Here is a 14,023-nt window from a genome sequence, read left to right on the forward strand (position 1 = left end):
GGGGGTTGCCATGATTATCCAGAATTCCGCCGTCCACCTGCAAAGTCAGCATCAAGCGCAACAGATCAGCAAACGCAACGAATCGCTGCGGGTCTGGATCGATAAGCCGGAAGATACCCCCAATGCAGCGCGAAAGACTCGTCCCGAAACCGCGCGCAAAGTCATTCAAGATTCCCTTGATCTCAGCCGGTCGGCGCAAACTTCGGCAACCGCGACGCAAACCCTGGATGCCGATAGGGCGCTCAGTTCCAAAGATAATCTGCTGTTGCAAATCATTAGACGCATGGTCAAGGAGATTACCGGCCGCGACTTTGAATTATTCGCACCGGATGATCTCAAGGGGCAAGCCGACTCTGTGACCATTCAGGCCCCGCAGCAAGCACCGGCAACATCAGTCCCCGAGCGCGAAGGGTATGGACTGGTCTACCAAAAATCCGAGTCTTATTTCGAAAGCGAAACGACTAATTTCAGCGCAGAAGGTAGTATCACTACCCGGGATGGGCAAACGCTGAGTTTTTCAGTGTCAATGTCGATGAGCCGCAGCTTTTATACCGAATCCAATCTCAGTATCCGCGCCGGCGACGCGGTGAAAACCGATCCTTTGGTTATCAATTTCGACGGCAATGCCGCAGAGTTAAGCGGCAGCCGATTTCAATTCGATATCGATGCCGATGGTCGTTTGGATCAAATAGCCGGTTTGAAAGCCGGCAGCGGTCTGCTGGCATTGGACAAAAACCAGGATGGCCTGATCAACGACGGTTCGGAATTGTTCGGTCCGCGCAGCGGCAACGGCTTTGCAGACTTAGCGGCTTATGACGACGATAACAATCAGTATATCGACTCCGGCGATGCCGTTTATAAACAACTCCGCATCTGGCAGCGGCATGATGACGGGTCGCAGCAATTATTGGCGCTGGGTGATAAAAATGTCGGCGCGATTTACTTAGGTCACTTGACGACGCCGTTTCAATTAAGAGACACCGCCAATCAAGCGTTGGGTGAAATTGCCAGTAGCGGTATTTATTTAACCGAACAAGGCCAAGCCGGCAGCGTGCAGCAACTTAATTTCCTGGCTTGAAACAAAGATTTCCTATGATTTTCCTGCGGCCGAGTCGGGGCATTTTTTTCCGGCTTGGCCGAGCATGGATACGGAAGCCTCTCATGCCTGCCCCATCATCTGTCTGAATTCGATAATTGAGCTAGACTTGCCCACATTGCAAAACAATATCGAAACGATCATGACACGCCATGCTTTATGGTTAGCCCGATCCTCAAATATTGCTGTTCCTGCGAATCCGGACTGATTCCCTTCGCGGCCTATAAGGCCCCCCAAGCTGCGGGAATGTCCCTCGCTGTCGATATGAAGGCTGGTTGATAGTCAAACCGCATGCCGGAGTCGCAATCCAGGTATCCGGGATTGCTGATTAATAAAGATTGAATGACTCAAAGTACTGCTCATAAGACCCTATGAAAAAATATATTGCCGGATTTTTTGTATTAACTGGTCACGCCTGCGTCTTGCAGGCTGCATCTCAAGACGCACTTGAGCTGAATGTGGAAGACTTGCTGAATGTTGAAGTGACTTCAGTGTCCAAAAAAGCCCAAGCACTAAACGATTCCGCGGCCGCGATATTTGTCATTACCAACGATGACATCAAACGAACGGGCGCGACCAGTATTCCCGAGGCACTGCGCATGGCCCCAGGCCTTGACGTGGCGCGTATCGATTCGAACAAGTGGGCGGTCAGTTCCCGGGGCTTTAATGCGCGTTTCTCCAACAAGTTACTGGTATTGATCGATGGTCGCAATACTTATAGCCGCATGTTTTCCGGTACCTACTGGGAAAACCAGGATGTGATGATGGAGGATGTCGAGCGGATTGAGGTGATTAGAGGCCCTGGCGCGACGCTGTGGGGCGCTAACGCGGTAAACGGTGTAATCAACATCATCACCAAACACAGCTCGAAAACGCAGGGCGGTCTGGTGGCTGCAGGCGGCGGTACTGAGGAACAGGGGTTTGGCGCATTTCGCTACGGCGGCAAGTTGGGCGAGGATACGACGGGCCGGGTTTATGCCAAGGGGTTCAAACGCGATCAAAATACCAATGCCCAAGGCCATGGCGCCGGCGACGATTGGGACAAAGTACAGGGTGGGTTTCGCATAGATTCTCAGCTGTCGTCAGCGGACGAACTTAAATTTCAGGGCGATCTTTATCACAGTCATCTCAATCAAGTGCTGTCTAAACCCAGTATTTTAGCGCCCTACAGTACAACTTTCCGTGATAAAGCCGAAGCTTACGGCGGCAATATCATGGGGCGCTGGCAGCACACGTTTTCCACCCAGTCCGACATGTCCCTACAGTTGTTTTACGACTACTATCGACGCAATGAGGAGTGGATGTCCGAGGGGCGGGATACGTTTGACTTGGATTTTCAGCATCGCTTCGGCTTGTTTGATAGTCATGAATTGATTTGGGGGCTGGGTTACCAACTAACCTCGGATCGCCTTGAAAGTAGCACTATATTCAGCATGTCCCCTGCCCACCGGAAAAATCAGTTATTCAGCGCCTTCGTCCAGGATGAAATGGAATTGATAGACCAAACGCTGTGGTTGACCTTGGGCAACAAGTTCGAACATAACGATTTCACCGGTTTTGAAGGCCAGCCCACCGCCAGACTGATGTGGGCACCGGCTCTGAATCATCGGCTTTGGGCCGGGGTATCCAGAGCAGTGCGCACGCCCTCGCGCGGCGAAGCCAATATGCGCTTGACGACAGCGGTTGTGCCGCCGTCATCGCCATTTTTTATACCGGTGGAACTGGCGCTGGAGGGTAACACAAGCTTGCGCAGCGAAGATGTGATTGCTTACGAAGTGGGTTACCGCACCACCATGATCAAATCCGTATCGGTGGATGTGACGGCGTTTTATAACGATTACGCGCACATGCGCGACGCTTCCCAAGGCGCCGTTTATTTCGATCCTATTCGCGGTGTGTTGGTCCAGCCTTTACCCTTTAGTAATAATTTAAAAGCCAAGACCTATGGTGTCGAAGTCTCGACTGTCTGGCAAATGCTGGACTGGTGGCGGTGGGACGCCAATTACAGCCTCCTTAAAACCGAAGTGCCGCAAACCGCAATGGCGGTGGTGGGCATTAGTCCGCAGCAGCGCATGAATTTACGCAGTGCGGTGAATATACGGCCGGATTTGGACTTTGATGTTTGGTTTCGCTACGTCGGCAACAATGCCGCAGCAACAGCTTCCGGCAACAGTTACATACCCGATTATGTGACGATGGACGCGCGCTTGGCCTGGCGCCCCGAACCTGATCTGGAAATATCATTGGTAGGCCAAAACTTATTAACTAATAGCCACTTGGAATATCAACAGGAAAACCTGGTACTGCCAACATTTATTGATAGGGGTATGTACGGCAAAATCAGTTGGAATTTCTGATGCCGCTGGCAGGTAGACTGTTTTGCATTTTTTCTATTTAGTTGGATTATTGTTGCGACGGATATGCAAAACGCAATAAAAATTTATCTGTTGGCATTAATGTTATTTAGTTCAAGCGCGTCTTGCGCGGCGCCGTTGGCGCTTGAGCAATATACGGTGTTGGCCGCATTGACGCTTAATTTTGCCCGTTTTACGCAATGGCCGGAGCAGGCGTTTGCCAATTCCGGAAATAACCTGCAGGTTTGTTTGGTAGGAGACAATGCATTACTGCAATCTTTTGATTCAATTAGCGGTAAAGCAGTTGGAGATAGAGTGATTAAAATAATTAATTCGGATAAGTTACGCAATTTAAATCAATGTCATATTCTGTTTTTAAGCGAATTATCCAATAGTGTTTTGTCGCAAGTTTTTTTAGATACCAGGCAGTTTCCGGTGTTGACGATAGGTGAAGAAGCCAATTTTATCGAATCGGGGGGCATGGTGGCTATGGTGAATACCGACGGAAAAATACAGTTACATATCAATCTTGCCACGGTCAAAAGCTCGGGGCTAACGATTAGTTCCAGCCTTCTGCGCTTAGCGAAAATTGTCGGCGATAATTAGGAGAGATAATCGCATGTTTAAATGGTTTAACAATGCGCCTATCAAGATCAAGCTAGTCTTTATTATGACTTTGATCGCTGTGTTGACGCTGTTTTCGGCAAGCACTGCGATTGTTGTAAATGAATATTATGCAAAAAAGAAAGATACCGAGCAGCAGCTGGTATTAATTGCCAATATTATTGCGTCGAATATTTCAGCGGCGCTGGTTTTTGAAGATACTGTCTCGGCTAATACTATGTTAAATAGTATGAAAACCCGGGACAGCATATTAAATGCCGAATTATATGATAAGCAAGGCAAGTTATTTGCCGACTATCACTCGCAAAAGCTGGGCGTTAGTCATTGGGATGCGGAAAAAGCTTCCGCGCTTTTAAACGATGCGCAATCCCTCCCTAGTTCAGAAGGCCTATATGGTTTTATCGGCGAAGTTTTTGCTTATTGGTATGAGCGCTTATTTCCTTATACCAATAATATTGTCGGTAAGGCTGGCGAAAAAAACGTATTCAAATACGATGACGACAACAATCTGCATTTTGTCCGTTCGATAGAACTGGATGGTGACGTCGTAGGGGTATTGCATTTGGTGGATGACCAAAGCGGTTTCTACGCCATATTAAAAGCGTTTTATTCGACTATGGGTTTGATCGTGGTGTTTACCATGGTCTTAATCGGTATGCTGACCACCAAATTGCAGCAAATATTTTTGGCGCCCCTACTCAAACTGATGGATGCCATGCAATCGGTGGGGCATGAGAAGAGTTTTTCGCATCGGATTAACAAGACCAGCAACGACGAATTCGGCGATTTAGCCGATGTGTACAATGCCATGCTAGCCGAAATCCAGTTCAGAGACGATCAACTAGCCATGCACCGAGATTCTTTGGAAAGGCAAGTTATCGAACGTACCCAGCAATTGGAAGAAAAAAATCAAGAGCTGAGTATCAGCATCGCCGAAGCGCTCTCCGCCAAAGAGCAAGCCGAACAAGCCAGTAAAGCCAAGTCGCAATTTTTGGCAACCATGAGCCATGAGATCAGAACGCCGATGAATGGCGTGTTGGGCATGACCGAGTTGTTGATGTCATCCGGTTTGGATGATCGGCAAACCAGATTTGCCGATACTGCCTACCGTTCCGCCAATTCGCTACTCAGCATCATCAATAATATTCTCGATTTTTCCAAAATCGAAGCCGGCAAATTGCAGTTGATCGTTCAGGAGTTCGATCTGCGCCGCTTATTGGAAGACACCGTGGAAATGATGGCTGAGCAAGCCCACCGTAAAGGCCTGGAACTGATATTGAATCTGCCGCACCAAATGCACGTTATTGTGCAGGGCGATGCGGAACGATTACGGCAGGTGCTGGTTAATCTGCTGAGCAATGCCATCAAGTTTACCGAAGAAGGCGATGTGCAGCTTAAGGTGAGTGTTCCGGAAAATACCGCACGCGATAAAGTCAGATTATTATTCGAAGTAATCGATACCGGCATAGGGGTTGCCGCTGAGCGTCAGGCGGAAATTTTCGACAGTTTCACGCAGTCCGACGGCAGCATTACCCGGCGTTATGGCGGGACCGGTTTAGGTTTGACCATTTCCAAGCAATTAGTCGAATTAATGGGCGGTAGTCTGGGGCTGGAAAGTAATATCGGTCGGGGTTCCCGGTTTTACTTTGACTTAGAATTGGGGTTGGGCATCCAGAGCGACATCGAACGTGCCGACACCAGTGCTTTGGAAGGTCTGCACATCCTGGTAGTGGATGACAATGCGATAAACCGCGACATACTTCACGATCAAGTTTCGCTATGGGGCGCCCATGTTACGACCGTCGATAGCGGCCCCAGGGCGCTGAAGCTATTGGTCGAGGCGGCTACTTTAAATAATCCGTTTCAAGTTGCTCTGCTGGATTGGCATTTGCCGGTAATGGACGGCTTGACGCTGGCCAAGGCCATTCAACGCGACCAGCGTATTCCCAAACTGCCTTTAATCATGCTCAGCTCCGAAAATGTCAGCATTAAAACCGGCCTGACCCACGAATACGGCATCAGCTTTTATTTGAACAAACCGGTTTTTCAACAACGTCTGCTGAATTGCTTGCTGGAAATCGCCACGTTCGCACCCGTGGAGCAAACGGCGCCATCCGCTGTTACACCGGAGCAAATTAAGTTATCCGGGCGCATTTTGGTGGCCGAGGATAACTTGGTTAATCAGGAAGTGGTCAAAAGCTTCTTAGAAAGCATGGGCTGCATCGCGGAGGTGGTTGCAGACGGTCAGGAAGCGTTGCAAGCCGCCTGCCGGCGCCGTTACGATTTAATTTTGATGGATTGTCATATGCCGGTTATGGATGGCTTTTCGGCAACAGTCAAAATTCGCGAGCATGAACAAGCCACGGCCTCGACCCGAATTCCGATTATCGCTTTAACCGCCGATGTACAAAAAGGCATACACGATCAGTGTGAAATGGTGGGTATGGACGGCTATTTAAGTAAACCGTTCAGCAAAGAACAACTGCGCCATCTATTGATAAATTGGCTGCCAAATGCTGCGGATAATGCACTGGAGTCGGCTCCGCTGGCATATCAAGACGCAGCGATGGCAGGCGAATTTCCGCCCGGACCGATTTGCCAGGCCGATCTGGCTCAGCTTCGGGATATTTACGATGCGAATGGGGTAAGTTTATTAAACAAGGCCATCGCACTCTATCTGCAAACCGCGCCGGAAACAGCCGAAAAACTTAGACAAGCCGCTAGCGATGGGCAGGCGGATTTGCTGGCCGATATGGCTCATGCCCTCAAATCGTCCAGCGCCAATCTGGGTGCCAGGGATTTGTCTAAAACCTGCCGATTGCTGGAAACTGCCGGCCGCCAAGCTGATCTTGCAGCAATCCCGGCACTGCTGGCGGAATTTGAGGCGCAATTGCCGGCGGCTTTGGCCGAGCTGCGTGTTATTGCCCATGCCAGCGTAGCGCAGCCCGATTTGCCGCAATCCGGCATGGATAAGCGAGTAGCCGACTTGGCGCTGGAAGCCAAGCGAATTTTACTGATAGACGACGATCCAAACTTCAGATTGATTACCGGCGAACAGTTAAAAGCCTCGGGTTTCGACGTCGTGGAGGCCGAGAGTGGCGAAGCGGCGCTGCTCTTGCTGGAAACGGCCATTCCGGATCTAGTCATAGTCGATGCGATTATGCCGGGCATCGACGGTTTTGAAACCTGCCGGCGCATGTCCGCCAACCCCGCCATGACCGACATTCCCATCATTATGTCTACCGGCTTGGAAGACATCGAATCGATAAATCGGGCATTTAAGGTCGGCGCTACCGACTTCATCATCAAACCCCTTAATCATGTGGTGTTGATTCATCACATTCGTTTTCTGCTGCGCTCCAGCCATGACACGGCGGAATTACGCAACAGTAAGCAGCAATTGTCTGCTGCGCAACGCATCGCCGGTTTGGGCTATTGGACTTGGGATCCGCGGCAGGATAAATTCGAAATATCGCCGTTTTTAGCGGAAATGTGCCAAATGCCGGCCGACTATTTTCTGGGAGAGCTCAGCAACTATTTGAATTTAATTGAGGCTGCGGACCGCAAAATAGTGCAGACCTTGATAGAGGCCGCTGCCCAGGGCGAACAGGTCGAGTATGTCGAGTACCGCTTGCGGCCGGATCTGGAAACGCCCATCAGTGTCCGCCAGGATACGGCCATGATTAGCAGCGGACAGCAGAGTTTTGTCACCGGGACGGTGCAGGATATTTCCAAGCAAAAGCAATCGGAAAAAATCATCCATCAGTTGGCGTATTTCGATGAGTTGACCGGCCTGGCCAGCCGTGTGCATTATCACAAGCGTATTCAACAGACCATCAAAGCCTCGGCGCGCGGCAAGCTGGAGTTTGCGTTTCTATTCCTGGATCTGGACGAATTTAAGTACGTCAACGACAGCTTTGGACATAACGTCGGCGATCAATTTCTGAAAGCGATCGCCCAACGTATCCAAAGCGTGGTACGTGAAGAAGACTTTGCTGCGCGATTGGGCGGAGACGAATTTTGTATCATCGCCAGCAGCATTACCGACGAATTTCAAGCCATGGAAATCGCGGAACGCTGTTTGCAGGAAATCAACCGACCTTTAATTTTGGATACCCACCATTTAAAGCCCCGCGTCAGTATCGGTATTGCTATTTATCCAAAAGATGGCGAGAACGAGCACGACTTGATGAAAGCCGCCGACACCGCCATGTACGCAGCGAAAAGCGCCGGCAAACAGCGCTACGCTTACTATCGGCCGGAGATGACGGGCCTGGCGATTAAGCGCATGCAAGACGAGCAAACCTTGCGCGACGCGCTGGAGCACCAGCAATTGCAATTGTATTATCAGCCCCAGGTAAGTATGTTGGATGGGCGAATGATAGGTCTCGAAGCCTTGGTGCGCTGGCGACATCCGTTGCGCGGTTTGTTGGGGCCCGGCGAGTTTATTCCTTTGGCTGAGGCTTTGGGTTTGATCGGTAAAATTAGCGACTGGGCTATTCAACAGGCTTGCGAACAATTAATTGCCTGGCAAAACCAAGGGCTGCCGTTATTCACCACGGCTGTCAACGTCTCGGCAAGCCATTTCCGCGATCCGCAATTTCCGTTCACGTTGCGGGAAATCCTCAAACATACCCAATTGCCGGCTCACTATTTGCAAATCGAAGTCACAGAAAGTGCCATGCAAACGGCGGCAGACTTAGAGATATTTAAAAAACTGAAGGGCATAGGAGTGAAAATCGCCATAGACGACTTCGGTACCGGCTTTTCGTCGCTGGCGTCCCTTAAGCAATTGCCGGTGGATTGTCTGAAAATCGACAGAACCGTTGTTCAGGATGTGCTGTTTAATCCGCAAACCCCCATTTTGCTCGGGACGATTATCGGCATGGCCAATGCGATGGATTTCTCGCTGGTGGCGGAAGGCGTGGAGACGATAGAGCAAGCCATGGTGATGAGCGGCTTGGGCTGCCAAGTGGTGCAAGGCTATTTGTTTAGTCAACCTTTGACTGCCGCCGAAGTGCCGGCCATGTTTGACAAAGATTTCCGGCTGGAATTTATTCACTCCAAACCAGCCCATAACGATATTCATCGAAACAATTATGACTGATCTTGAATTGCCGGAACGCTTTGCAGATATTAAACGGCTGCCTTCTTTACCGCACGACGTTCATCAAGTGGTCAAAGCCTTGTCCGACGATAATCTGGATTATGCCCGGTTAGCCAAGATTCTGGCGGGGCATGCCACGATTTCGTCGCGACTGATTGCCTTGGCCAATTCAGCGTGGTTTAACAACTCCAGCGAACCGGTGACGTCATTGGAAAGAACCTGTTTGAAACTGGGATTAAATATTGTCCGGGGCGTCGGTATCGGTTTGGCGGTGATGAAGCCGTTTAATATCAGGGATTGCCGAAGTTTCGATATCAAACGCTATTGGATCAGTACCATGCTGGTGGCGCACGCTGCCCGTGCGCTGGCCGACGAGCTTGCGGCGGAGCGGGGCAATGAACACTTGCCGCAAACCGTGCATACCGGCGGCATCCTGCACAATATCGGCTTGCTCTGCATGGCCGACATCATGCCCGAAGAAACCCACCAGGCCCTGCGTTTTAAACAAGCCAATCCCGAATTGGACTTGAATCAAGCCTTGCGCAAATTGCTGCATACCGATTATTGCGAAGTCGGGGCGCATCTGACCGTTTCCTGGGGAATACCCGAAGCGTTGGTGGCGATTATTCGGTACCATCGCAATCCGGGTTATCAAGGCAGCTATTGGCGGCAGGCAGCTTTGGTCGGCGCGGCGACGCATATGGTGGGTAGTGTGTTCGACGATAAAGAAACCTGGCCGGTCTCGGCCTTTGAGAAACTGAGCATCAGCCCGGCCTGTCAGGCTGAGATATTTGCCGACCTGCAAAGCCAATATTTAAAAACTCAGGAATTGGCGAAAGTGCTATTTCCTTAAGAAGTGGTGCTGAAAACACTACTTTAGTCTTTTTATCCGCCTGATTCGGCCGTAGATTTTTTGCAAAAAACGGTTAGCAGCGGGGATCACGACCCTAAGAATTGCCTTGGCGGCGCGTTTTAATGTCGTCATGCAAGCAGTTGTCGCCGCGTCTGTCGCCTGTTTCAGGTTGATTTCTCGATCCGCGACCCAGCCATGTCGGTGTAACCAGTGTAATAAGCCGCTCAAAAACAGGCATGTCGGCGTCAATCCCACAAAAAACCACAGCAAGCGGCCGCTTTCGCCCAAGGCTTCGCCGGTATGGAGCGGCCAAAGCCAGGTGGTAAATGTTTGTCCGGCTGAGAATTGGCTGGGGTTTTGCACATCGCGAATTTGTCCGCTCCAGCGGTCCACCCAAACGGTCGTGAACGGGTGGTGTTGATTGATCTCGTTAAGTTGGCGCAAATTGATCCGATACGTCCCCAGCTCGCCAACCGGGGTGGTAATTCGCCGGACTTCCGAGCTGGGAAACGGTCCGCGGGCCACGAGGATTGCTTCCGACAGACTGGTCGGCCTGTCATTGGGTATGGCGCTGCTGCGCACATTGGGGCCGGCGTCACCATGTCCCATGCCGGACGCGGCGGTCAGGTTCTCCAGCAGGCTAGGGTAGGCCAGATGAAAACCAGTGAAGGCCAGCAACATTAAAAAGCCGGAACTGGCTACGCCCAGTAGTCGGTGCAAATCAAATACTAGCCGCATCAAGCCGGCATCGTGGCGCAGCGAAAAGGCGCGCCACAACTTGGGCCAGCCCGGCCACCACAGGTACAAACCACTGAGTACCGACAACATTAATAAGCCGCCTAAAACCGCCAACGCATTTCGGCCAAAGCCGTCCAATTGCAGTTGGGTATGTAAATCCAACAGCCAGGTCGTCAGGGTTTGGCCCCATAAGCGGCTGTCGACAACCCGGCCGGTGTAAGGATTGACCGAGACCATCAGAGGCGCATAAAAGGCGTCTACGCTTTCCTTGGGCTTTTCAAACCAGGCGGTGATCATGCCGTCCGGTGCTCGCGGCATTTCCAAGGTCCAGGCACCGTGCCGATCCGGATGGGCAGCACGTACCGCCGCGACGATTTTGTCCAGCGATAAAGCCGTTGATTGTGGGGTATCGACGCGCAATTGCGGATTGAGCAAGCTATCCAATTCTTCCCGGTAAATACTCAAACTGCCGGTCAAGCCGATCAGCGCGAAGATGAGTCCCAAACTCAGTGCCAGATAAACATGGCACAAGCGCCACCATTTGCGGGCATTCAGGATAAAGCGTGGGCGGACAATCAGCGGGTAATGGGTTTCTTGCATGGGGTATACAGTGGGAGATTTAGCGACAGCCCGCCTTCAGCAGCCTTAGACGCTATAAATTTAAAAAACAGCATTTGCCAGGCACGGCAACCGGCTATTTTGCAGGATTAATGCAACAACAACCAGCCCATGACAGCCGTTGCGCCGCAGACAAGTTTAAAAAATCGGCTAGACTGCGTGAAATACGCAGGGCGGCGGAGTTTGATTGGTAGAGATATGAGGCGTTTTATACAGGATAAATGTAGGTCGGAGAGGCGATGAATCTGAGCAGTTTGCTATTTCTGGCCGGAATTGTTGCTGTCCAACAGTTCAGCCGCTTGCCTAGTCTGTTCGAGTTTATCGGTTTGGTGGTTAGCGGCTTGTTGTTGATTTATCGGCACCATTGGCGATTTTTCGCGCTGCTGGCTGGGGTGCTGTGGGCGAGTCTATTGGGTAGCTGGCGGCTGTCCCAACAACTCCCCGATACCTATCAAAACCAGGAAGTGAAAATTCAAGGCTATATCGCCAGTCTGCCGCAACAACAAGAGCAGCGCACCAATTTTGATTTTATTGTCACGGCGCCCTCCGGCAACTTTCCGGATAAAATTCGCCTGAGCTGGTATTACCCAAAGCTCAACTTAGCTGCGGGGCAGGGCTGGGAGTTCCAGGTTAAGTTGCGCAGGCCGCACGGCCGCCTCAACCCCGGCGGCTTTGATTTCGAAGCCTGGTTATTTGCCAACCATATCGGTGCTACGGGTTATGTGCGCGATAAACCGCCGCCGCAAATCGTGAGCTTATCGCCGAGTGCCGGTCAATATTTTGCTCAGTGTCGGCAAGCGATTGCCAACCGACTGGACGCGGCTTTGCCCGGCAGTGGACAGTTAGGCGTGATAAAAGCATTGACCATCGGCAGCCAAAACGCAATCACCCAAGAGCAATGGCGCGTGTTTAGACTCACCGGTGTGGTGCATTTAATCGTGATTTCCGGTTCACATATCAGTCTGATCGCCGGCCTGATTTACCTTTGGAGCAGACGGCTGTGGGCTTGGACCGGGATATTAAGCATTTCGCCGCAACGGGCCGCCGCATTGTGCGCTTGGCTGGCTTCGCTGTTTTACGCCGGCTTGGCGGGCTATTCGGTGCCCACTCTACGTGCGGTGGTGATGCTCAGCGTGGCGTTGGCAGCAATCGCTTGGCAGCGTAACACCGCGCCGATGCGAGTTTTATTGCTGGCGTTGCTGGCTGTCTTGCTGTTCGATCCGTTGGCGGTGCTGTCGGTCGGCTTTTGGCTGTCATTCGTGGCAGTGGCATTATTGATTTACGTGTCGGCGGGCCGATTGGGCAGACCTTCGTATTGGCGCGAAGCCGGCGCCGCGCAATTGGCCACGGCCGTGGGCTTGTCGCCCTTATTGGTCGTGTTTTTTCAGCAAGTATCGTTGATATCGCCTGTCGCAAATTGGTTGGCAGTGCCGGTTATCGGTATATTGATCGTGCCGCCGGCCTTGTTGGCGGTGGTGTTATTGTTTATCTGGCCGGCATGCGGAGCGCTGTTGCTGCAAGTTTTGGACTATGCCTTGCAAGGCTTGTGGTGGGTGCTTTCGCACATGGCCGAATTACCATTAGCCAGCATCTATTGCCTCCCGCCGCCATGGTATGCGATTGGCTTGGCGGCCATCGGCGTGCTTCTGCTGTTAGCGCCAAGGGGCTTTCCGTGCCGGTATTTAAGTCCGTTACTGTTTTTGCCGTTATTACTGGTTGATGTTGAAAAACCGAAACCCGGTGAAGCTTGGTTGACTGTTTTGGACGTGGGGCAAGGATTAGCAGCCGTGCTGCAAACTGCGGAACATACTCTGGTGTTTGATACCGGCGCACGTTATTCGGAATATTCCGACATGGGCGATTCAGTGGTCCTGCCGTTTTTACGCGAGCAGGGTATCTCTCGGGTTGATAGTTTGGTGATTAGTCATGGCGATAACGATCACAGTGGCGGCGCGGAGTCGATATTTGCCGAATTGCCGGTAGACAAGTCTGTTAGCAGCGTTCCTGAATGGGCCGCACGCGAACATGGCGAGTATTGCCGGGCCGGACAAACCTGGCGTTGGGATGAAGTTACTTTTAAGGTGCTGTCCCCGCCGGAAAGTGGATTCATCGGTGATAACGATAACTCCTGCGTATTACAAGTAAGCTCCGCACAGCAGGTTTTTTTGCTGACCGGCGACATCGAACAAACAGCCGAAAACTGGTTGGTGCGAGAGTACGCTGACAAACTTGCCAGCGACGTATTGTTGGCACCGCACCATGGCAGCAAAACCTCATCAAGCCTGGCTTTGCTTGAAAAAGTTAATCCCAGGCTTATTTTGATTCCTGCCGGTTATCAAAACCGTTTTGGTTTTCCGCATCGCCAGGTTATCGAACGCTATAGCCAGCTTGGCATGGCTTGGTTGAATGCGGCCGAACAGGGCGCTATTTCGGTGCGTAGTGGGCCCGAAACAATTCAGCCGATAGCCGAGCGAGCCAAACGGCAACGATATTGGCGAACACCCGCGCCGAATCGGCAGAGTATTGATGTCAGATAAATTTTGCCGTGTCGGCGTTTCTGCCTATACTCTCAGGATCAAAATATGGAGCATTGCAGTGGAGAATGAAAACCGTAGCAGAATACGTTTTAACCC

7 protein-coding genes are annotated in these 14,023 nt (G+C 51.4%); 6 read left to right on the forward strand and 1 reads right to left on the reverse strand.

Annotated features, from left to right (window positions below; genetic code table 11):
- The first annotated feature begins 10 nt into the window (after window positions 1-10).
- The 5 genes from CWO84_RS10510 (at window position 11) to CWO84_RS10530 (ending at window position 10,034) form a co-directional block, all read left to right on the forward strand.
- Window positions 11-1,078: a hypothetical protein gene (locus CWO84_RS10510; protein WP_240618024.1), complete on the forward strand. Its 1,068-nt coding sequence runs from the start codon at window positions 11-13 to the stop codon at window positions 1,076-1,078.
- A gap of 389 nt (window positions 1,079-1,467) precedes the next feature.
- Window positions 1,468-3,453, forward strand: a complete 1,986-nt coding sequence (locus CWO84_RS10515) for a TonB-dependent receptor (RefSeq protein WP_101052607.1) — start codon at window positions 1,468-1,470, stop codon at window positions 3,451-3,453.
- A gap of 135 nt (window positions 3,454-3,588) precedes the next feature.
- Entirely contained in the window at window positions 3,589-4,056 is a 468-nt protein-coding gene (locus tag CWO84_RS10520; RefSeq protein ID WP_165385965.1) for a YfiR family protein, read from the forward strand.
- Between the two features lie 13 nt (window positions 4,057-4,069).
- Window positions 4,070-9,181, forward strand: coding sequence for an EAL domain-containing protein (locus CWO84_RS10525; RefSeq protein WP_101052609.1), 5,112 nt, complete (start codon window positions 4,070-4,072; stop codon window positions 9,179-9,181).
- Window positions 9,174-10,034: an HDOD domain-containing protein gene (locus tag CWO84_RS10530; RefSeq protein WP_051670511.1), complete on the forward strand. Its 861-nt coding sequence runs from the start codon at window positions 9,174-9,176 to the stop codon at window positions 10,032-10,034. The genes CWO84_RS10525 and CWO84_RS10530 overlap by 8 nt, the downstream gene beginning before the upstream one ends.
- Window positions 10,035-10,052: 18 nt before the next feature.
- Here CWO84_RS10530 and CWO84_RS10535 read toward each other — a convergent pair whose 3' ends face one another.
- Window positions 10,053-11,372 (reverse strand): PepSY-associated TM helix domain-containing protein, encoded by a 1,320-nt coding sequence (locus tag CWO84_RS10535; RefSeq protein WP_101052611.1) that lies wholly within the window; start codon window positions 11,370-11,372, stop codon window positions 10,053-10,055.
- A gap of 257 nt (window positions 11,373-11,629) precedes the next feature.
- Between CWO84_RS10535 and CWO84_RS10540 the strand changes: the two genes are divergently transcribed.
- Window positions 11,630-13,927 (forward strand): DNA internalization-related competence protein ComEC/Rec2, encoded by a 2,298-nt coding sequence (locus tag CWO84_RS10540; protein WP_033159320.1) that lies wholly within the window; start codon window positions 11,630-11,632, stop codon window positions 13,925-13,927.
- The last annotated feature ends 96 nt before the right edge of the window (window positions 13,928-14,023 follow it).

Origin of the sequence: Methylomonas sp. Kb3 (genome assembly GCF_002834115.1) — a bacterium.
Lineage (GTDB): Bacteria > Pseudomonadota > Gammaproteobacteria > Methylococcales > Methylomonadaceae > Methylomonas > Methylomonas defluvii.

Bases quoted from the DNA above. Each gene is read 5' to 3' on its own strand.
- CWO84_RS10510 (WP_240618024.1), top strand. From the start codon at position 11: ATGATTATCCAGAATTCCGCCGTCCACCTGCAAAGTCAGCATCAAGCG.
- CWO84_RS10515 (WP_101052607.1), top strand. From the start codon at position 1,468: ATGAAAAAATATATTGCCGGATTTTTTGTATTAACTGGTCACGCCTGC.
- CWO84_RS10525 (WP_101052609.1), top strand. From the start codon at position 4,070: ATGTTTAAATGGTTTAACAATGCGCCTATCAAGATCAAGCTAGTCTTT.
- CWO84_RS10530 (WP_051670511.1), top strand. From the start codon at position 9,174: ATGACTGATCTTGAATTGCCGGAACGCTTTGCAGATATTAAACGGCTG.
- CWO84_RS10535 (WP_101052611.1), bottom strand. From the start codon at position 11,372: ATGCAAGAAACCCATTACCCGCTGATTGTCCGCCCACGCTTTATCCTG.
- CWO84_RS10540 (WP_033159320.1), top strand. From the start codon at position 11,630: ATGAATCTGAGCAGTTTGCTATTTCTGGCCGGAATTGTTGCTGTCCAA.